The sequence below is a fragment of the Labrenzia sp. PO1 genome, from assembly GCF_012273635.1.
GTDB classification, from domain to species: Bacteria; Pseudomonadota; Alphaproteobacteria; order Rhizobiales; family Stappiaceae; genus Roseibium; species Roseibium algicola.
Genome location: NZ_JAAXCR010000001.1, coordinates 1,209,822 through 1,230,423, shown reverse-complemented (window position 1 = coordinate 1,230,423; position 20,602 = coordinate 1,209,822). Strand labels below are relative to the sequence as shown.

Annotated in this window: 13 protein-coding genes; 5 read left to right on the top strand and 8 right to left on the bottom strand. The window is 60.6% G+C overall.

The window, feature by feature from the left end; translation table 11 throughout:
* Positions 1-62: 62 nt before the first annotated feature.
* From HCG46_RS05755 to HCG46_RS05730, 6 genes are all read right to left on the bottom strand, one after another.
* The gene (locus HCG46_RS05755) at positions 63-731 is read right to left on the bottom strand and encodes a DUF1523 family protein (protein ID WP_168685088.1); all 669 of its coding nucleotides are present in this window, start codon (positions 729-731) and stop codon (positions 63-65) included.
* Positions 728-2,095, bottom strand: a complete 1,368-nt coding sequence (locus tag HCG46_RS05750; protein ID WP_168685086.1) for a DUF6638 family protein — start codon at positions 2,093-2,095, stop codon at positions 728-730. The genes HCG46_RS05755 and HCG46_RS05750 overlap by 4 nt, the downstream gene beginning before the upstream one ends.
* On the bottom strand, positions 2,092-4,041 hold the full coding sequence (locus tag HCG46_RS05745) for an ATP-binding protein (protein WP_168685084.1): 1,950 nt from the start codon (positions 4,039-4,041) through the stop codon (positions 2,092-2,094). Before HCG46_RS05745 ends, HCG46_RS05750 begins: the two co-directional genes overlap by 4 nt.
* A 9-nt stretch (positions 4,042-4,050) precedes the next feature.
* Positions 4,051-5,184 (bottom strand): hypothetical protein, encoded by a 1,134-nt coding sequence (locus HCG46_RS05740; RefSeq protein WP_075281902.1) that lies wholly within the window; start codon positions 5,182-5,184, stop codon positions 4,051-4,053.
* Between the two features lie 11 nt (positions 5,185-5,195).
* The gene (locus HCG46_RS05735) at positions 5,196-6,272 is read right to left on the bottom strand and encodes a hypothetical protein (RefSeq protein ID WP_023003168.1); all 1,077 of its coding nucleotides are present in this window, start codon (positions 6,270-6,272) and stop codon (positions 5,196-5,198) included.
* Positions 6,273-6,408: 136 nt separating this feature from the next.
* Positions 6,409-7,122 carry a class I SAM-dependent methyltransferase gene (locus HCG46_RS05730; RefSeq protein ID WP_168685082.1) on the bottom strand — a complete coding sequence of 238 codons (714 nt, stop codon included), beginning with the start codon at positions 7,120-7,122 and terminating at the stop codon, positions 6,409-6,411.
* A gap of 343 nt (positions 7,123-7,465) precedes the next feature.
* On the opposite strand from HCG46_RS05730, the gene HCG46_RS05725 reads away from it, so the two are divergent.
* The 5 genes from HCG46_RS05725 to HCG46_RS05705 are packed head-to-tail and all read left to right on the top strand — an operon-like array spanning position 7,466 to position 12,053.
* The gene (locus HCG46_RS05725) at positions 7,466-7,864 is read left to right on the top strand and encodes an acyltransferase (RefSeq protein WP_205838374.1); all 399 of its coding nucleotides are present in this window, start codon (positions 7,466-7,468) and stop codon (positions 7,862-7,864) included.
* Positions 7,861-8,703 carry a 3-keto-5-aminohexanoate cleavage protein gene (locus tag HCG46_RS05720; RefSeq protein WP_168685080.1) on the top strand — a complete coding sequence of 281 codons (843 nt, stop codon included), beginning with the start codon at positions 7,861-7,863 and terminating at the stop codon, positions 8,701-8,703. The genes HCG46_RS05725 and HCG46_RS05720 overlap by 4 nt, the downstream gene beginning before the upstream one ends.
* Positions 8,693-10,024, top strand: coding sequence for a glycosyltransferase (locus HCG46_RS05715; RefSeq protein WP_168685078.1), 1,332 nt, complete (start codon positions 8,693-8,695; stop codon positions 10,022-10,024). The genes HCG46_RS05720 and HCG46_RS05715 overlap by 11 nt, the downstream gene beginning before the upstream one ends.
* Entirely contained in the window at positions 10,021-10,938 is a 918-nt protein-coding gene (locus HCG46_RS05710; protein WP_168685076.1) for a Gfo/Idh/MocA family oxidoreductase, read from the top strand. Before HCG46_RS05715 ends, HCG46_RS05710 begins: the two co-directional genes overlap by 4 nt.
* Positions 10,935-12,053: a DegT/DnrJ/EryC1/StrS family aminotransferase gene (locus HCG46_RS05705; protein ID WP_205838373.1), complete on the top strand. Its 1,119-nt coding sequence runs from the start codon at positions 10,935-10,937 to the stop codon at positions 12,051-12,053. Before HCG46_RS05710 ends, HCG46_RS05705 begins: the two co-directional genes overlap by 4 nt.
* A gap of 31 nt (positions 12,054-12,084) precedes the next feature.
* Here HCG46_RS05705 and HCG46_RS05700 read toward each other — a convergent pair whose 3' ends face one another.
* Together HCG46_RS05700 and HCG46_RS05695 are read right to left on the bottom strand one after the other, a co-directional pair.
* Complete coding sequence (locus HCG46_RS05700) at positions 12,085-14,058, bottom strand: tetratricopeptide repeat protein (protein WP_168685072.1); 1,974 nt, start codon at positions 14,056-14,058, stop codon at positions 12,085-12,087.
* Positions 14,059-14,107: 49 nt separating this feature from the next.
* The gene (locus HCG46_RS05695; protein WP_168685069.1) at positions 14,108-20,419 is read right to left on the bottom strand and encodes a hypothetical protein; all 6,312 of its coding nucleotides are present in this window, start codon (positions 20,417-20,419) and stop codon (positions 14,108-14,110) included.
* Between the last annotated feature and the right edge of the window lie 183 nt (positions 20,420-20,602).

The following is a 20,602-nucleotide window of genomic DNA, read 5'->3' as shown; positions in this document are numbered from 1 at the left end:
TCCTCAGGATGAGGGCGGTGCAGAGAGCACGGCCGACAGAGAGGCACGCCGTTCCGGTCTCGTCAACCGAACCAGCGCTTCAGCCATCGGCGGAAGCCGCTCGTGGCTTCGCTCGCGCGACGATGGGCGCTGGCGCGGGCCTGCTCGGCGCTATCGCCGACATCGTCCATGAAGTCGTCGATACCGTCGACCACCGGGTCGATCCGGCGTTTCTTGAAGGCGTTGACGGTCTTGATGATCAGATAGGCGAGGGCGACAAGCACCACGACGAACAGGATATTGAACCAGGGGATCAGGAAGACATCCGGCCCGGAGACAACCTCGATGCTGATGGCATTGGGAAAGATCGTGAACAGCTCCACACGCCAGCCATAGTGGGTGACGGCGATCCAGACATCATCGCTTTTCTTGGCCAGATCCTGCGCCTGGGCGGTGATGTTGCTGCTGTCGAACTTGAAATAGGGCGGCCAGCCCCAATCGGTGTCTTCGTTGCGGTAGACCCTTGGCTTGCCGTTCGGCCAGACCGTGTTGATGAAGCGGACGTCCCGTGTCCAGTTCTTGTTGGTACCTGCATCGGGGGCGGCCCAGAAGAACGACGAAGCGCCGATGTCCATGCGCTTGACGTCGGTGCCGACGATGCGAACCACATCACGTCCCGGCAGCGTGTAGTGGAGGAAGGCGACAAGGATCAGCAGGAACGGAATGCCGATTATCCATTTGATCCACTTCATTGTGCCCCATCCTCGCCGTCTTGTTCCCCGGGGATTGCACCCCACGGCCCCATGTTCCTGCCAAAGCCGTAGTCGGCCTGGTCTTCTTCCGCCATGGCGGCCTCCGGTCCGAACAGCTCCAGCCGCGTGCCGACCTTGTCGACCATATATTCTTCCGCAAGGAACTGGACCGCGTAGTTCTTCTTGGCTTCGCTCCAGCTTCGGTAATGACCGTAGAATGCGTCCTTGTGACAAATGAAAAGCTGGCGGAAGTCAAGCGGTGTCAATTCGGACAGCAGCATGTTGACCAGGTTCTTGTCGCGGTGATTGCGCGAGCGAAGCAGGTAGAAATAGGCTGCGTTTTCCGGTTCGACCCACAGCTTGTCGTCTTTCAGCTCCAGCCTGTGCACGATGTCGTTAAGGGCGTGATATTCCGCGGGGAGCTGCTGGTGATACTTGCGTCTCAAAGCGCGCAGGTCGCGCCGCGAGACGTCCGACAGATCCTCGCCCTGGCTGGCGGCCGTGTCGATGACGATGAAGTCCAGTTTCTGTTTCAAAAGGCTCTTGGCGACGCTGCCGCCTGCATCGAGGATAGGCTCCACCAACTGGTTTCGATTGAGGAAATCGGCCACCTCGTAGCGGTCTTCCAGGCTGAAGAGGTGCTTCACGGGCAGGTCGACGACAATGTCCATGCGCCTGGAGGCGATGCATGCGGTTTCCTTCACATCGCGAAAGATGTAGAGGCCGCCGAAATGGGAGGTATGGAAATTTCCCTGCTCATAGCTTTTCGAACTGATCGCCAAGGGGGTGCGGATGATGTCGCCGGTGTGCTTGGAAAGCTCGATCATGTCCGCGATTAGCACATCGTCCCACCAGCCGTCGGGCTCGCTCATGAACGCTTCGATCTTGTCGGCCAGTTCATCACCTGCTTCGGAATGCCCGCCGACGGTGTCCGCCTCCACTTCGATCGCCCTGATATAAAACAGGTCCTGCGGCGAGGTGATGGAATAGATCGAGTTGACCAGTTCACCGACGACGCAATCGCGGATCGACAGCGCAAAGAGCTGTTCCTCATTGTCCTCGATGAAGCGTTTCAGGATCGAACGCGACGTGGAGAACCGCGCGTTCAGCAGCGGTGCGGTCTTCTGTTCGATCGACAGCAGAATGAACTGCCGATTGCAACCGTGCGGATTGAGGTAGTGGATGTCGTCCAGTTCATCGCCGATCTCCGGGGAAAATCCGGAGATGTCGACGTGAAAGGCGTCGAGCGCCGTTCGCTTGCCGGTCAGGTGTTCCAGCGCGCGGTTGTAGCGGGCCACCATGGACGGTGCGGAGACCTCGTAGAGGTTGCCGAACATCAAGCCATGTTTGACGAGCCTCATCATGTGCGCGTGATTTCCATGTAGCGGCGCTTGGCTTCTTCCATGCGCTGCATCTCGCGCACGGCATTCTCGATGGCAACCTCGTCCGACTTGTCCGCATAGCGGAATTCGCTGTCCGCGTAGCGGTTGATTTCCTGGATGACCATGTCGACGGTAATCGGCTGCGCCAGGTCGGCGATCATCGCCTTCTTGGTCTCGTAGTCCTTGAACAGGAACAGTTCCGGATCTTCCATCCAGGCATCCGGCAATTCGAAGTCCATCGCCCGCACTTTCACGGCATCGGTGATGTTCTTGATCGCCCGGCCGGTGAAACGTTCGTCCGCTTGCTGGATGGCCTTCAGGTAGGTCCCGAGCTTGGCGATCGTGTCCAGGTCACCGATTTCAGCTCGCACCTTGTCGAACACCTTTGTCAGCGCATCTTCCTGTGGCCGGGAGTGACGCTCGTAGGACGCCGCAACGGCCTTCTTCAGAGCCTGGGCCTCGAAAAGATCATGGTCGCCGACTGGAATCGAGTGGTTCTTGCCCATCAGCAGATGCAGGATGTCGATGTAGTCCTCGCGGCTTTGCGGGCCGTCGACCAGAAAGCGGGCGCCGGCGCGCTGACGCAGGGCGTCATCGACGTTCTCCGGATAGTTGGAGAACATGCCGAACGTGCAGTTGCCGCGCACCACAGTGTTGGCACCGGCAAAGCTCTCCATCAGGACCGCTGTAATTTCGAGCTGGCCGGCGGAGGACTGGCGATCGCCGCGCTTGCCGGCAAGCTGGTCTATGTCGTCGATGGTGCCGAAACCGATCACATTCGGGTCGGTGACATTGCGGATGAAGGCCTTGGCATTCTGGGCAGACTTGCCCTGGTAGCTGTCGATGCTCTCCGTGGACAGGTTCTGGTAGCGGAACGGATAGCCGGCGACCTGACAATAGTCGTTGACCATGCCGGCCATCATCTGGATCAGGGTTGTCTTGCCGGTGCCCGGCTTGCCGTCGCCCATGAAGGTGAAGATAAAGCCGCCGAGTTCCGCGAACGGGTTGAGCTTGCGGTCGAAATCGTAGGCCATCAGCATCTTGGCAAGCTTCATCGCCTGGTATTTGGCGATGTGGTTGCCGACGACTTCTTCCGGCTTCTTGAACGCCATGGCGAGCGTGGTCGAGTGCGCGCGTGCGGAAGGCGTGAAGCCGGTAATCTCGAAATTGTCCGCTTCCACGCGGTAACGGCTTTCCGAGAACGCCTGCAGCACGCTGACGCCTTCCGCGCGTAGTGTCACCTTTTCCATCAGCTGTTCGCAGAAGGACGTCACCAGGCCGATCAACTGGGCATCGGTTTCAATCGCGGCGGCGGCAATTTCCTGGTCCAGCTCCCAGAGAACACCATGAAGGGCGAGCTGGTCGTTGTCGAAAAGGATTTCCTCGACGTCGCCGCACTGGACTTCGGTTTCACCGGTTTCGGCCGAGAGCCCCGACAGGAGGAAGTCCGTCATGTTGGCAAAGACGTGCAGCGCAATCATGGCCGTTGCCGACAGAAGATCCTGGAAACGCATCTTCTGCGAGGCGTCCAGCGTTCCGGCAAGGTTGGCGCGCTTTAGCTCGGCAAGGCCGGTCTGGTCGGCAAACTGGTCGGACGCCACCTGGGCGACAGCCAGCGCCCGGCGCAGGGATTGCAGAACGCTCGCCTGAAGCGGGGTGGTCAGCGCATCGTCGTCGCATTCCAGAATGCGGTTTGAAAGCTGCACACCTTCGGGTCGGGCCGTGGAGCGGGTGACGAGGCCGGGCGTCGTGGAGCGGAACCGCCGGCGGGCGCCAAGGCCGGGCGAACGGTCCTGTGCAACGGGCGCATCCGACTTCTTGGCGATCCGCGGGGTGTGGTCGAAGCCCTGGAGCATTGCTTCCGCAAAGGCGTATTTCTCGCGGATCTTGTCTTCTTTCAGTTCCATGAGGTCGTTGGAAAGGGTCACGCGAAAAACCTATTTGTAACTGAGGATCTTACCCGAAGGGCTGACGACATACTTGCGGATATTGGCAAAGCCCGGCGGGTTTCGCTCTTCCAGAATTTGATAAGGCCGCTGCGGCAGGATCAGCGATCGCTGCTGGTGTGTATGGCCAGCGACTTCCTGTGAAGCCGGATTGTGCGCCGACAGCGGATCGAGTTGGTAGATCTGCCGCTCGACAGACGAAAAGAAGCCTGCGGATTCGAACTCGGAGCCGGAGGCGACCAGGGTTTCGGTCGTCCAGGCCAGAGCCCAGTCTTCTCCAGGACGACCGGCGGCTTCGGCCAGGACGTCGCGCAGCGGACCGGACTGTTGGGTAAAGGTGTGGCTGTACATCGGCCCCAGAAAGAACCGGCGCAGGCGCTTGGGATGCAGGTCATCGAAGTCGCGGTCGAAGCCGCGGGCGATTGTCACCAGCTTCAGGGACGCCGAGGATTGCGCGGTCAGATGGCTCTGGACGCGCGGCCAACGGCGCTCGTCCTTGGCCAGAGGCCACTTGCCGCTGTCTTCCAGGTCGAGAATGTAGATCAGCGGAATGTTCTGCTGACTGTCATAGACGGCCCAATGCACCCTGTAGAGGCGGCGGTTGTCGACGACGTTGCCCATCCAGGCCAGACGTGGATCGTTCCGTGCCCAGAACAGGTCGCCCTTGGCGAGCTCTTCGTAATACTGGCGCTGGGAGGCGGCAAACTGCAGGTTGGTCGGCGAGGATTGTTCACGCAGGATATGGTTGACCATCTCCAGCTTGAGTTCGCGCATTGCCGGCAGCGACCGTAAATGCTTGTCCGCCTGCATGGCGTCGTTCGCCATCTGCAGCAGCTCCTGATAGATCGGGAAGCCGCTGTCCTGACGGTCGATGTTCAAAAGCGAGGGCAGCATGTCCGACACGCGGCCCGCCAGCAGATATTTGTAGGAAAGCGCCGTGAAGGTTCCCGACAGCGCTTCCAGGTACTCTTTCAGAACCGGTATTTCCGAAGCGAGCGCGGTGTTCTCGTTGATGACGCTTTCCGCCACCCCTTGCAAATGCGAGATGATCCGCTCGAACTTGGCGAAGTAGCGCCGTGTTTCATGCGCTTCTTCCAGGGTTCTGTGGTCCAGGGTCAGATCCACGGTTCAGACCCTCAGGCCCCGTACGTGTTCTTGTCGTGCTTCTCGACGATCTGCTGGAACCGGCGCGCGAAACGCTCGTCCGACTTGGCCTTTTCCTCCAGCACCTTGCGGGCGAACACCATGTGGTCCTCATGGGCTTCCATCATGTCGGCCATGCGCTGGTTGGTTGCCGAGCCGATGGCGGCCATGGCGGACTGGGCTTCCTTGTCGGTGGCCACGCCGATCTCGTTGATCTTGTGGGCGATATCCTGCTGCTGGGCCGTCTTGAGAGACTTCACAAGCGCATCGTAAAGCACGACGCGCTGCTTTGTGTCCGTCTGCAGCTTGTTGATCAGCACCATCTGGGTGGCCGCCTGGTTCTGAAGGCTGTCGACCCAGGTCTTGCCCTTTTCGATGTAGCGTTCCAGCGTCTGGCTCTCGGCCAGCTTGACCTGCTCTTCCTGGGCCAGGCGGTTGTATTCGGCATTCATCTCCGCCAGCTGGCTCTCCAGCTTGGTGCGCTCGGAGGCATCGGTTTCCACGGAAATCTTGTTTTCCAGAGCAATCACATCCGGATCCATGGCCACAAGCTTGGCCTTGATTTCTTCCAGGGTGCCGACTGTCTGTTCGCGCTGGCTCAGTGTTTCGCTGAGGTTGGTTTCCACGCGCTTGGAATGTTCGTTCAGCGTGTTGAGCTGCTCCTGCAGCAGCTGTCCGATGACGTTGGACTTGGTGATCAGGTCCTGAAGCTTGTCGTCGATGCTGGCGGAGCGCATGCGTTCCTGGCGGATGCTGTCGGAGCGCTGCTTGGAAAAGATGCCGATGAAGCTTTCCCATCCGGTCTTCGTGCGCATGGCATCGAAGTCCTTGGAGAAGGTCGCGGTGACATCGTCAAGACCCATGATGAGCTCGGCGATGTTGGCGCCCATGAGCTCGGTGTGCTTGTGAACATCGTCCAGGGACGCGTTCTCGATGTCGATGGAAATGTCCTGCCCGGTGTCCAGCTTGGACTTCGCGGTTTCGATCTTCGAGGTCAGCTCGTCGATCTTCTGCCTCGCAGCGGCAACTTCCTTTTTCGACTTTTCAATCTGAGCGCTGAAATCCGCCATGGGCCCCTTCCGGATAAATTTTTTTCAAAGTGATTCTTATTTAGCAAGTCTTCTTGGAAATACAATTACAACGCGCTTGCCGAAACGTCATGGTTCCACATGCTTGCGGCGTGTTTCGTGGACGGCGTGAAGCGGCTCAGTCTTGAAGACGGCCGGGAAAGCCGATGCTGGATGCCCGTTGTACCCGCAGCCAGAGTTGTCCGTCGAAGGCCTTCCGGTCGAGAAAATCCACACGAAGTCCAAGACTGGTGCACTCGGTGTCGATCCAGGACTTGCTGTGGCGAACGATCCCCGGTTCATCGGAAACATGGCTGGTGCCGACCCATGCTGTGCCGTTGTAGTCCTCTTCCGGGGACCTCGCAGGGAGGTAGGAAACGAGGAAAACCGCATTCTCGTTCGAGTTCTGGAGAAAACCCTCCAGCATCGTGCGGATATGAGACTTGCTGCAATGAGTCCAGATGGACCCCGCCAGAACCATGTCGAACTTTTTACCGAACACGGACAGGTCGAATTCGGCATTGTGGTCGAAACGCGGCTGTCTTTGTCGTAGGACCTGATCATCAAACAACAGATCAAGTCCCCAACGCACCCTGTCGCGGTGCGGTTCGATACCGCAGTAGTTTTGCTCTCCAAGAAAGGGAATCAGCCAGTAGGCGGTCCGCAGACAACCGCAGCCGATTTCCAGAACGCTCGTTTCGGGCGACAAGCCTTCGCGCAGGAGCTCTGCGAATTGACGTCTGCCACCTTCATCGAAGGTCCGGGTCGGCACGCCAAGAAATCCGTGGTCGAGCGCCATCTTCTCGCCAAGGCGCTGGACGTTTGTTTTTTGCTGATCCGATGCTGTCTTCATTGCCTTGTCTGTCTGCCCGCAACAGGTTCCGTGTGAAGGTGTCAGGTCTCGCGGTTCGTGGTGTTTGTCCTGTCGTAACAGGACGGGAACGGGCATGTGGACTACCGCGAAACAGCACCTGCGGCAAAGGCGTATTTGAAAGCTTTTGACCTTTCACGTCGTCAACGGCTATGCCATTGTTCCGCAGACCTGATCTTCAAAAACAACAACAACAGCCCCGTCAAATCACATGAGCCAATCCGAAACGCCAGAAGAACGTTTTCCCGACGTGCTTTTTTACAATGCCTCACTCACGGAGGTGCAGGAAAACGTCACAATAGGACCCGGTACACGTGTCGGCTCCATGACGATAATTCACAAGAATGCAAGCATTGGTTCTGGAACTACTATCGGGTCGCATTGCAATATTTGCGAATGTGTCATTGGCGATAACGTTTCCATTCAGACCGGCTGCCATATTACACGTGGGGTTACTGTTGAAGATGACGTCTTCATCGGCCCGCAAGTCGTTACGCTCAACGACAAGCTGAAAGGCGGACCGATGGTCTATCCTTATATCGAGCGCGGAGCGAAGATCGGTGGTGGCAGCCGCATTCTTCCGGGTGTTCGTGTCGGAGCAAATGCAGTTGTCGGTGCCGGCAGTGTTGTGACCAGAGACGTTCCTCCGGGTGCTCTCGTGGTTGGTAATCCGGCTCGTGTCAGATCTGACGGACAGGACAGGCAAGCTCAGAAATCCCCATGAAGGACCTGATCCTGAACCTTGCACCCACGGGAATGGTGCCGACCCGTGCCATGTCGTCGGCCGTGCCGCTGTCGCCGGACGAGATCATCGCCGACTGCCGCCTGTGTGCGGACCTTGGCGCGACGATCCTGCACATTCATGCAAGAGACGAGGATGGCCGGCCAACATTCCGGAAAGACATATACGGGCGGATCATTGCAGGTATCCGGGAAACGCACCCGGATGTGATCATCTGCGTGTCCCTCAGCGGTCGGAACTTCCCGGAGTTCGAACAACGTTCAGACCCCTTGCTGCTGACAGGGGACCTCAGGCCCGACATGGCCAGCCTCACGCTGTCCTCGCTGAATTTTGCCCGCACCGAAAGTATCAATGCACCGGACATGGTTGTCCGCCTTGCAAAGACCATGGAAGACCGCGGCATTCGTCCCGAGCTGGAGGTCTTCGATGCGGGCATGGTGAACTACGCCAGGTATCTTGCAGACCGGGGGATATTGAAGCCTCCCTTCTATTTCAACGTGCTGCTCGGAAATCTCAGCAGTGCACAGGTAACGCCCTTGCATCTGGCGGCGATCACGCAGGATCTGCCTCCAGAATCCGTCTGGTGTGCAGGCGGGATCGGCGAAAGCCAGCTTGCCGCCAACACGCTGGGGCTCTTGTTCGGAAACGGTGTGCGAACCGGTCTGGAGGATTTTCTGTGGCTTGATGCGGACAGAACGCAACCGGCTACAAACGAGAAACTGGTTAGCCGGGTAAGCGAACTCTGCACGCTCCTTGGCAAGCGGTTTGCCTCTGCCTCGCAGGTTCGCGAAGCGCTCGGGATGACGCGTCATGCAGGCTGACCGTCGTCCGCTCCGGATCCTGATGACCAACAACACGCTGGATCAACCAGCCGGGTCTGAGCTTTATCTCAGGGATCTGGCGCTGTCCCTCATGCGGCGCGGGCACTTCCCGGTTGCTTACAGCCAGAGCCTTGGCCCGGTTGCCGACCGTCTCCGAGCGGCGACCATTCCTGTCGTTGACGACCTGCGGGACCTGTCCGCGGTGCCCGATGTGATCCACGGGCAGCATCATCTGGAAACGATGACGGCCGCGCTTCGTTTTCCGCAAGTGCCGGTCACCTATACCTGTCACGGCTGGATTCCCTGGCAGGAATGGCCACCGGTCTTCCCGAACATCCTGCACTATGTCGCGGTTGATGACCTGTGCCGGGAACGTCTTCTGACCAGTGCGGGCGTACCGGCTGACCAGATCTCGGTTCTGCATAATTTTGTCGATCTCGACCGCTTCAGAAAGGTGCGGGACCTTCCGGACAAGCCGAAGTCCGCGCTTGTCTTCAGCAATTCTGCGGCTCAGGTCCCGAAGGCGATACGTGACGCCTGCACCCGCATGGGCATCGAGCGCGTCGATATCGTTGGACAGAACTCCGGCCGCTCCGCCGCACATCCGGAGACCATCCTGGCGGACTATGACGTTGTCTTTGCAAAGGCGCGCGCTGCAATCGAGGCAATGGCGTCCGGATGTGCCGTTGTCGTCATGGATTACGGTCAACTTGGCGGGCTTGTCAGTTCCTCCAATCTGCAAAGCATGCGCGGATTGAATTTCGGCATCCGAACCTTGCAGAACCAGCTTTTGCATCAGGACAAGATCGAGCGTGAACTGGAGCGTTACGACGCACCGGATGCGCGCGCGGTGACACAGTGGATCAGGGCGAACGCCGGCCTGGAAGCAGCCGTGGATCGATGGCTGGAAATCTACTACAGGACCATCGAACGCTGGAGTGACGTTGCCGGGACGCTGCACGATGGCGAGAGACTGACCTCCGCATCGCGCTATGTCAGTCAGCTTGCACCGCGGGTGAAGGCAAAGGAACAGGCGGAACATTGCAAAAACCTGGCCGAGGCAGACCTCAGGGCGGCGAAAGCTCAGATGGAGCGGAAGACGGCAGTCGCTGCCAACGATGATGCGCGACACAAGGCGAGGATCGCTGAACTGGAGAGAGAAGTGCAGGGCCTGAGGAGGGAATTGCAGGGTCGGAAGAGGGAACTGGAAAGACACAGATTTCCAGGATTGGCTGTCCGGATGGCCTGGCAGGGGTTTGAGAAGCAGGTTCTCAAGCGGTGCCGCCGGCAGATAGCATCCTTCAGGAAGCCGAAATCGTGACCCTGCATCTTGCCGAAATTGTCTCCGAGGAAACATTGCGCGTGCTGCTGGTTGGCCTTGGCAGAATGGGCCAGCTCCATATGGAATGCCTGTCCAAAATGCCCGGCGTTTCTCTTGTCGGTATCGTCGATGAAGACGAGGGCAAAGAGATTGCTGCAAACGGGATCCCGTTCGCGCGATCGATCGATGGTCTCGCCAACGACTTTGCAGCTGCCGTTATTGCGGTTCCTGTCGAAAGGCATGCCGAGGCTGCCGTTCCGTTGCTCGCACGCGGCATCGATTGCCTTGTCGAAAAACCTTTGTCGCTGTGCCCGGGAGAAATAGAGACGATGATTGCCGCGGCCCGCACCGGCGGCGCCAGGCTATCGGTCGCGCAGGTCGAACGTTTCAACCCGGCCATCGAAAGCACGATGGCCGCCTTGCGCAAGCGCTCAGGCAAGGTGCGCGTGCAACGGCTGTCCCGGATGCAAAGCGTTGCCGGCGGCCCGGACGTGATCGCCGACCTGATGGTGCATGATCTGGACTGGATCGTGAAACTCGAGGGAACAAGTGACTGCGAGATAACGGTGCTGGAGAGCCGCAGGACGGCTGGCTGCCTGGATTATGTCTGCTGCCGTCTCGGTTTTGGCGACACATCCTATGAGCTTGCTGCGGTCCATGGAGCCAGCGAACGGAAGCGCAGCCTTGACGTCTGGCTGGACGGAGATGAAACGCGCTGTTTCGACCTTCTTGCATTGTCGCCCGACGGGCGGCCGGACCCACTGACGCGGCAGGCTGAAGTTTTTGTCATGAGCAGAGCAGGTGACGCGGCTGAGCTGGCGACAGCTGAAGAGGCGCTCGCTGTACTTCGACTGTCGGACGCAATCAGACGATGCGCATTCGAGACCTCCAAGCTACCGGAAGGTGCGGCGTGAAGGTGATTGTTCCCTTCGCCGATGTGGTTGGCGAATGGCAACCTGTCCGGGCCAATGCTCTGGAAGGTATCGACAGGGTGTTCTCACATGGGCGTTTTGTCGGCGGTCCGGAAATTGCCGAGCTGGAACAAAAACTTGCCGGGATAACTGGTGCAAGGTTTGCAGTCGCCTGTGCTTCGGGAACGACGGCCTTGCAAATGGCCATGATGGCTCTCGGCATTGGGCCGGGTGATGAAGTCATTGTTCCGGACTTTACCTTCATCGCGCCGGCGGAAAGCGCTCTTGTGCTCGGTGCGGAGCCGGTTCTGGTGGACGTCCTGCACCCGTCCGGCTTGCTTGACCCGGATGAACTGGAAACAGCGATTTCCAGTCGCACAAAGGCCATCGTCGCGGTCTCGCTTTTTGGACTGCCTGCCAACTTCGAAGCCATCAATTCGATTGCTGCAAGGCACGGAATCCCGGTGATCGAAGACGCTGCCCAGAGCCTGGGGGCGGGGTTGGAAGACAGACGGAGCGGCAATCTGGCGGGGCTCGGATGCACCAGTTTTTTTCCGACGAAGGTGCTCGGTGGGGCTGGGGACGGCGGAGCGGTCTTCACCAATGATGAGGCGCTCGCCAGCGCGCTTCGCGAGATCCGTGACCATGGACAAGGCGGCAAGTACCATCACCTGCGGCTGGGGATGAACGGCAGGATGAGTTCGATCGCCGCCGCTGCCCTGCTGGCGCGGCTCGACCGGTTCAGCAAGGCGTTGGATCGCCGCCGCAATATCGGTGAGCTATACGACAGGCTCCTCGAACCACTCCGGGAGACTGGTCGTTTGGATTATGTCCGCAGTCCGGACATGGCAGGCAGTGCCCGTTCGCAATATGCCGTCGTTCTGGAGGATCGCGAAGCGCTTTCCAGAGGTTTACGCGAGGCAGGCATAGAAACGGCAGTTCATTATCCCGTTCCGCTGCACGACCAGCCGGTTCTGCAGCATTGCCGCCGGTCTGGTCGCCTCGAAACTGCGTCCATGCTGGCAAGCAGGATCCTGTGTCTGCCCATACATCCTGGCCTGGCGGATGAACAGGTGAACCTCACCGTGGAACGACTTGGCGCGCTCGTCCAAGCCTGAACACCCCACTCGTTCCCGAGGCTGATGTTGGTCAGGCCCCGGTAAAGTCCAGAAACCGGCGGCTGAACAATGGCCTTGCCTCGTGCCGTGCGATGAGAAGATCGCGCCAGGCGGCGGGATAATCGGCCACGGCCAGCATGTCTGTCGTTTCGTGGTCTATGCCGGTGGCAACTTCGAGGAAGGCGTCCAGATCGCTGAGATCGGGTTTTGGCAGCGTATTGCTGCGGCATGCCTGCCACATTTCAGCATAAAGACCTTCCAGTTTCGAAACCAGAAGCGGCGTGTCGAAGAGGAGGCAGTCGTCCCGGCTCTCGGTCAGGCGTTGACGAAGATCCCGCAGTGCTTGGCGGTCCTTGCCGAGGTCTGCTGCGCGCTTCACGTAATCCTCCGGCGTCAGACAGACGAGCTCCTGAAGACCAGCGGCGGTGACCAGGCTCGCACAGACCCGTGCGGCGAAACATTTTCCGGTAATCGTGAGGACCGGCACGCCCATCCAGAGGGCATCGGAGGCGGTGGTATGGGCGCCATAGGGGGTGGTGTCGAGGAAGAGGTCGGCAAGCGGATAACGTGCCAGATGGTCGGGGTTGGTCATCTTCCCGGCAAAAACGAGCCTGTCCGGAGCAATGCCTGCCGCTTCGGCACAAGCCTTGAGACGCTGGTCGGTTTCCGTTCCGCCGGTCAGCAGCCAGAGAACGCTTCCCGGTACCTTCTTCAGGATGGCGAACCAGCGGTTCAGGCAGAACCTTGTGATCTTGTGGCTGCCGTTGAAGCAGCAGAACACCGTGCCGTCTTCCGGCAGTCCGAAATCGGAGCGTTGCCAGATGCGCTCGGAAACGACGCGCTTGCGGTTGTTCGGCTGGTAGCAGGGCAGGCGCAGAACCTCTTCGGAATAATAGATCTCGTGGTCCTGCGGAATGATGATGTCGTCGGCGACGATATAGTGATGGAACGGACTGGCCGTTGTGCCCGGAAAACCGAGCCAGTTGACGATGACCGGAGCTGGACGCAGTGCGACCAGCCGCGTGCGGCCTTCCCGGGTATAGCCGTTTACGTCGATCAGGATCTGGATGCCGTCTTCGGCGATCAACCGCGCGGCAGCTTCGTCGTCGATGCCGGAAATGGTGCGCCAGTTGTCGGTGGTTTCCCGGAAATTCCGGCTGAGCGGATCATCCGCTGTCGGGCCGCAATCATAGGCGAAGACCTCGACCTTGGTTCGCTCATGCAGGCCGAACACTTCCGCCATCAGGTGGCCGACGGCATGTTCGCGAAGATCGGACGACAGGTAACCGATCCGCAGCGGGCCGTCGTGCTCCATGGCCTTTGGCCATGCCTTCATGGGGGCGGAGGGCGTTCCGACGTCCTGGCGGCTGTAGTCGGCGCAAAGGCCAAGCTGAAACAGCGGGTCGTCGCTGAAGGCCGCGGCCGAAAGGGGCGACATGGCCCGCACCTGCTGTGAAGGCGTCACCCGTTCCAGCGGCTGCACCACCGGCCACTCGCACTGGCGCTGCCGAAGGGCAATGAAATGCTGCGCGACTTCCCGTTGGTGCGGGTCGAGTTCCAGGCTCTGGCGCAGCATGCTTTCGGCTAGAACATCCTGGTTGGCGGCTTCCAGTGTGCGGGCGATCTGGTTGAGGGCCGTCAGCCGAACAGAGAGTGAAGCCGGCGTCACCGCAAGGGTCTGTTCCAGCACTGTGTTCCACTGGCCAACCGCCGCGCCGATATCCCCCTGCTGTTCCAGAACACGACCGAGGTTGATATGGGCCGCATGAAAGCTCGGATTGAGGTTCAGCGCGCGCTCCAGGGTCTCGCGCGCAGCTGCCAGCTTGCCGGTTTCGGAAAACAGCACAGACTGGTTGAAAAGCACTGCATACAGCAGTGGGTCATCCGGGTTCTGTGCCACCCAGGTGCCATAGAGAACTTCCGCGGCACCAAAGGAGCCGTTGCCTTTCAGGGCCTCGGCCGCGCCGATGAGTTCAACGATCGACAGGCTGGTTTCATTTGCCATTCGTGGCGGTCCTGGGTGTGTCTGGTGAGTCGGAATGATGGCGCAAGGATCAGGAGACCGCTACAGCCATGGCGGCGATTTGCTCAGGTGTCATGGTCGCGATCTGTGTCTCTGTGAAGTGTCCGATCTGGTCAGCGTCGAGCGCTTCGATCGACTGCGGGCCGAGGGCAGCGATCGCCTGCACGCTGAGCGAACGGATCTGGGTTCCGGTGAGGCCGGACAGCTGGGCGTAAGACATGGCTCCGATGCGCTCCGGCGCCAGGGCACCCAGCTGCGTGACCGTCAGCGCCCCGACCTGGCGCGAGGTCAATGCTCCGAACTGGGTAGAGGACAGGAACGAGATTTCACTGCTGGTCAGGTTGGAAACCTGGTTTGCGCTGAGGGAGGCGATCTGGGATGGGGTCAAAGCCGTGAATTGCGCGTTTGACAGGGCGCGCAACTGCACACGCACGAGACCGGCAAGTTGTGACGCGCTCATTTCGGCGATTTCATCCGGAGAAAGACCGGCCAGCGCGCTGGTGGAAATGGATCCGACCTGCGCAGCGCTCAGGCCGCTGATCTGGGTCAGGGTCAGGGCTTCTATCTGGTTTTCCGAAAGCCCCGCAATCGTCGACGGCAAAAGGGCACCGATCATGGTCGAGGTGAAGGCGGTGAACTGGTCTGCAGACAAGGCGCCAATCTGGGTTGCCGTCAGGCCGGAGACCGCCTCTCTGGCAAGAGCGAGAAGTTGTGTTGTCGCCAGACCGCCGATCTGGTCCGCGCTCAGACCGGAGATCGCCGACGCCGACAGATATTCCATCTGCGAGGTGGAGAGCGAGCTCAGTTGCGACAGCGTCAGGCCGGCAATGGCGGTGGCAGTCAGGGCCTCCAGTCCGGTCGAACCGAGGGCGCCAAGCTGACCTGAGTTGAACTGCGAGAGCTGCGCTGCCGTCAGTCCCTTGATGCCGCTGGCCGAAAGGGCCGTAATCTGTGCGGGCTTGAGCGCGGCCAACTGGTCGGTGGTCAGGGAGGCGACCTGCGCCCCGGTCAGGCCGCCGGCAGCGGCTGGCGTCAAAAGGCCAATGCGTGTGCTGGAAAGGGAGGCGATCTGGCCGGTGTTCAGTCCGCTGATCGCAGTCGCCGACAGTGCGCCGAATTGCGGGTCGGTGAAGGTGGCAAGCGTCGTTGGCGAAAGCCCGGCAAGCGCTGCTCCGGACAATCCCTCGATCTGGCTGGTCGTCAGAGCTGTGAGTTGGTCTTCCGACAGCGCACTGATTTGTGCCGCACTCAGGCCGGAAACAGCATTTTGGGACAGGGCCGAAACCTGTCCTGTTGTCAGCGCGCCTAGTTGAGGGGCGGACAGGGCACCGGCTGCCGAGCTGGAAAGGCCCCCCATCTCGATCAGCGACAATTGAGAGACCCGCAATGGCGTCAGTGTGCCGATCTGCGTTGCCGTCAAGGCTGCAGCCTGGGTGGCGGTCATGCTCGCCCATTGTCCGCCGGAGAAAGCTGCAAGGCTCGTTGCATCGAGTGCGGCAATCGTGGTTGTCGAAAGCCCGGCAACATGCTTTCCGCTGAACATGGCGAGCTGGCCGGCTGACAACCATGAGAATTGATCGGCCCCCAGACCGGACAGGCCGGAAGGTGTCAGCGCCGCAACCTGACGTGTGCCAAGCGCTCCGATCTGATCCTGGGTGAGAGCGCCGACTTGCGCTGCAGACAACCCCGCAATCTGTGTCGTTGCCAGTCCGGCTATCGTTGCGCTTTCAAGGGACGCGATCTGCGCTGGTTTGAGAGCTGCGAGCTGACCGGCGGTCAATGCGGAAAACTGCTCCCTGGACAATCTGGAAAGCACGGCAGTGCCGCTTCCTGCCAGGGCGCCGGGAGCAAGCGCGGCGACCTGATCCGGATCGAACCGGGAGATCTGTTCCTGCGAAAGGCTCGAGAGGACCGTGGACGAAAGTCCGCCGATACCGGCTGTCGACATGGCAGCGATCTGATTTCCGGTGAGGGCGGCGGTCTGCTCAGTTGTCAGGGCACCTGTCTGCCTTGCCGTGAGGGCCTTTACCTGATGCGTGCTGAGGCTGGCGATCGTGCCCGGCGCCAGGCTTGAAATGACGCTCGTGGAGAGCCCTGATATCTGCTCGGAGGTCAGCGACAGCAGTTTGCCTGCGCCAAGCTGGTCTGCCTGGATCGGGGTCAGACCTGCAAGGGCCTTCGAAGACAAGCCGGAGATCTGCCTGTCGGTAAGAGCACCCAGTTGCCCGGCACTCATGGCGCCGAGACCTTCGGCGGAAAGCCGCTGCATCTGCGTTTTCGACAGGCTCTCGATCTGCGTGGTCGATAGCGCTCCGACCTGATCGCCGTTCAGAAGGCCGATGGTGATTGCAGCGAGGCTGGATATCTGGCTGGTCGAAAGGGCGGAAACAGCTGCCGGGGCAAGGCCCTTCCAGGCTGCGGCTGAAAGCGCGTTCAGTTGTGTTGTCGACAGGGAGGCGGTGGTCGCCGGGCTCAGGCCTGCAGCAGCGTCTCCGGATATGGCGCTGACCTGGGTGGTCGTCAGCCCGGCAATCTGGCTGGTCGTGAAAGCGCCGATCTGATCAGCCGACAGCGATCCGATCTGCGTTCTCGTGAGCGCGCTGATCTGTGATGTGGAGAGGGAGGCGGTCTGTGTGGTGGTTAGTCCGGTCAGCGCCGCGGTGCTCAGACTGCTGATCTGCGCCCGTGACAGCGCCGAGATCTGCTCACTCGAAAAGGCTTCAAGGGCTTCATCACCCAGGCCCGCAATTTGTGTGGTGCTCAGGGCCGCAAGCTGTTCGTTGGTAAGGGCGGCTGCCTGAGTGGCCTTGAGCGCACCGATCGTTCCGGCGCTGAGGCTTTTCACCTGTGTTGCCGACAGGGCGGATATCTGGCCGGTGCTGAAAGACTGGATCTGCGTGGTGGCCAGGCCCGCCATCGCCGTGCCCGTCAAGGCGGCCAGCTGGGCATCGCTCAAGGTTGCAATTGCGGTTCGTGTCAGGCCCTTGATCCCGGTGGCCGAAAGGGCTGCGGTTTGGGTGGTGGTCAGCGCTTCCACCTGTGCCGTTGTCAGGCGGGTCACCTGCGCCGCGTTGAAACTGGCGATCTGGGTTGCTGTCAGCGCCGCGATCTGACCCGGCACCAGCGCTTCGAACTGGGTTGCGTTCAAGGCCTTCAACTGAACGCCTGTCAGGCCGTTCAACTGGGCTGTTGTCAGGCCCGACACGTCGGAGGCGGAAAGACCTGCAAGACCTGTTGCAGACAATGCGCCGATCTGCTTGTCGCTCAGCGCCAGGATCTGCTCGGACGACAGCGCATCGACCTGATCGTCGGTCAGGCCTTTCATCTGTGTTGTTGTCAGGGAGCCGAGTTGTGTCGTCGTCAGGGCGGCGATGGTCTCTTCACGCAGGCCACCGATCGCGGCTGCCGTCAGTTCGCCAAATTGCGCGTTCGACAGAGAGCCGAGCTTGGTCGCCGTCACCGCCGCCATCTGCGTCTGGGTCAGGGCACGCAATTGCACGGAGCTGAACTGGGCCAGCTGGTCCGCGGACAACGCGGCGATCTGGGTCGCACCGAGAGATGCGGTCTGTGTGGCTGTCAGTCCGGCAATCTGGGTTTTCTCAAGCCCCGCAACAACGTCGCTGTTCAGGCCGGCAAGCCCGGAGGCCGACAGCGAGCCGATCTGTTTGGCAGACAACGCGGCCGCCTGGGTCGAAGAGAGCACTTCGGTCTGGGTGCTGTCGAGGGCGCCTAGTGCGGCAGGTGCAAGGCTTGCCACCTGTGTTGTCGACAGGGACGCAATCTGGTCCCGGGTCAGGCCCTTGGCCTGATTGGCGACAAGGGATGTGATCTGCGTTGTCGTGAAGGCATCGAATTGCACCGTACTCAATTGGCCGACGGCGGTGCTGGAAAGAGCTGAAACCTGTGTGTTGCTCAGCGCCGCAATCTGGTCCGGTGTCAGAGCCGCGATCTGGCCGGAGCCGAGGGAAGAAATGCCGGCTGCCGAAAGGGCGTTCAGGCGCTCGCCCTGCAGGGCGGAAACCTGAGCATCCGTCAGGCCGGCGGTGTTGCCGGCAAGGGCTGCAATCTGGGTCGTGGACAACGCCTGGAACTGATCGGACGACAGCGATGAAACCGCCGATGCGGTCAGGCTTTTCACCTGTGCGCCGGTGAGAGCCGCGACTTGCGCAACCGATAGCGAAGCAAGCTGGTCCGTTCCAAGGGCGGCGATTGCCTGGCCCGAGAGACCGGCAATCTGGGTCGGGGCAAGCTGGCTGAGCTGGCTCGTCGAGAAGAACCCGATCTGGGAGCCGGTCAGGCCCGACAGGGCAGTGGCAGTCAGGCTTTCCAGCCTGTCTGGCGTCAGGGTCGCGATATGGCTTTCACTCAAACCGCGGATCTGCGCCGGGGCAAGATCGGCAAGTTGCGTGTTGCCGAGCGCCGCAAACTGCTCGGCACTCAGGCTTGCGAAGGCGGTTTCGGTCAGGCTTCGCAACTGGCTGGTCGACAGGTTCGACAGGAAGCTGCTCGACAGCGCTTCCATCTGCTCCGGTCCGAGCGCGGCAATCGTGGTGGTGGAAAAGCCCTTGATGGCGGTGCTGTTGAAGGCGGCGATCTGGTCGCTGCTGAGCTGGCGGATTGTCGTGCCATTCAGGGCTAGCGCCTGAGCATAGCCCATCGAGCCGATCTGCTCGGTGCTGAAAGTTCGGAGCTGTCCGGCGGAAAAGGCCCGCATCTGGGGAGCGGTCAGCGAGCGGACCTGCAGTGAACCGAGAGCGCCGATCTGGGTTTCATCCAGTGCGGCGATCATCGTGGTGCCGATGCCGCGCACCTGGTTGACGCTCAAGGCGCCGATCTGGTCGGTCGACAGGGAGTCGAACTGGGTCTCGTTGAACCCAGCGATCACGAAACTGGACAGGGCACTCAGGCGTGTGCCGGTAAGAAGCGCGATCTGGGTTTCCTTCAGCGCCTTGCCCTGGGTCGCGGTGATCGAGGTCAGTTGGGTCTCTGTCAGCGCCTTGAACTGGTCTTCGGAAAACAGCGACAGGTCGCCGGCGGTCAGTCCCTGGAATTGTGTCGTGGTCAGACTGGCGATGCGTGTCTCGCTGAGGCCGGAAATGACCTCGTTGTTGAGCGAGGTGATCTGCGTTGCCGAGAAAGACGCGAACTGGTCTGCCGTCAGGGAGGCGACCTGCTGAGCCCCGAGGGCAGCCACCGCCGTCCGGGTCAATTGACCGATCTGTGAGAAGTTCAGCGCGCCGAGCTGGGTCTCGTTCAGGTAACGCGTCTGGGTCTGGGTAAGGCCCTGGATTTGGGCCTTGCTGAAATTTGCGATCTGGGGAGCCGTCAGCGCACCGATCTGCGTGGTCGTCATGGTGCCGATGGAGGTTCCGGAAAAAAACCTGATCTGCCCGGGGCTGAAGGTCTGGATCTGGTCCTCGGAGAAGGACTGAACCTGCCTGGTCGACAGCACGGAGACCTGCTGGGCCGTGAGCCCGGCTAGCTGGGAGGACGTCAGCGCGGATATTTCCGGCAGTGTCAGCCCTTTCACCTGGGTGGTCGACAGCGTGCCGATATGGGTGGCGGTCAGGGCGCCGAACTGGGTCGTCGTCAGTGCGGCGATGCTCTGGCTGCTGAGGGCGCGGAACTGGGTGCTGGCGAGCGACAGCAGCGTGTCGACGCTGATCGCCTTCACCTGCGGCATCGTCAGGCTGCCCATGTGGGTGGTCGTCAGCTGGCCGGATTGTTCCGCCGTCATTGCCGCAACCTGGTCCACGGTCAGATTGCGGAATTGCGACACGCTCAGCATGCCAAGCTGGGTGCTGGCCATGCCGGAAAACTGTTCCAGGCTCAGGCCCGCCACTCTCGCGAGTGAAAGCGCCTTCACCTGCAGGCTGGTCAGTGCTGAAATATCGTCAGAGCCGAAATGCGAAAACTGGCTGTCGGAAAACCCGGCAAGGACGGATGTCGCAAAGCTCTTGACCTGACCGGGCGAAAACGCCTCGATCTGTGTTCCCGAAAGTTCCTGGATCTGGGTGGCCGAAAGGGCGGCGATCTGGGGTGCCGTCAGCGCCTGCAACTCGCTCGCGGAGAAGGCGGCAAGGTCCTCCGCCGTCAGTTGCCGGATCTGGGTGGTGGTCAGCGCGCGGATATGGTCCGCGTCGTCGGTGCTGACTTCCTGGTAGGTGATCGCATCGTAACTGGCGAGCGTCTGGGACGAGGTGAGGGTGCTGGTTCCAGATCCCGTCGCCGTTTGTCCGGAAGTTGTATCGGAAGATGGCTCCTCCGTGGCCGGAGACACCGACGTGCTTGCAGGTGAGACGTAGAAGGTTGCCGCGCTGGGCGTGGCGTTGATTGTCGTCACTTAAGGAGGTTCCAGAAAGCCCCATAGCGGGCCGAAGGCTGCTCAGCAACTTCCGTGCCAGTGCCTGTTTTTGCGAAAAACGCTGATTTCTCCTGTTGAATGGATGCTGGCTGTTGGCTCCGTCGGACAAAATCTGCCGCTGTCCCCAGGTAAAATTCGCCCGGTGCTGGTGGTGCGCTCGGC

Excerpts from the sequence above, each read along its gene's own strand:
- HCG46_RS05735 (WP_023003168.1), bottom strand. The coding sequence starts at position 6,272 with ATGGCGGATTTCAGCGCTCAGATTGAAAAGTCGAAAAAGGAAGTTGCC.
- HCG46_RS05730 (WP_168685082.1), bottom strand. The coding sequence starts at position 7,122 with ATGAAGACAGCATCGGATCAGCAAAAAACAAACGTCCAGCGCCTTGGC.
- HCG46_RS05715 (WP_168685078.1), top strand. The coding sequence starts at position 8,693 with ATGCAGGCTGACCGTCGTCCGCTCCGGATCCTGATGACCAACAACACG.
- HCG46_RS05755 (WP_168685088.1), bottom strand. The coding sequence starts at position 731 with ATGAAGTGGATCAAATGGATAATCGGCATTCCGTTCCTGCTGATCCTT.
- HCG46_RS05700 (WP_168685072.1), bottom strand. The coding sequence starts at position 14,058 with ATGGCAAATGAAACCAGCCTGTCGATCGTTGAACTCATCGGCGCGGCC.
- HCG46_RS05750 (WP_168685086.1), bottom strand. The coding sequence starts at position 2,095 with ATGATGAGGCTCGTCAAACATGGCTTGATGTTCGGCAACCTCTACGAG.
- HCG46_RS05720 (WP_168685080.1), top strand. The coding sequence starts at position 7,861 with ATGAAGGACCTGATCCTGAACCTTGCACCCACGGGAATGGTGCCGACC.
- HCG46_RS05725 (WP_205838374.1), top strand. The coding sequence starts at position 7,466 with ATGACGATAATTCACAAGAATGCAAGCATTGGTTCTGGAACTACTATC.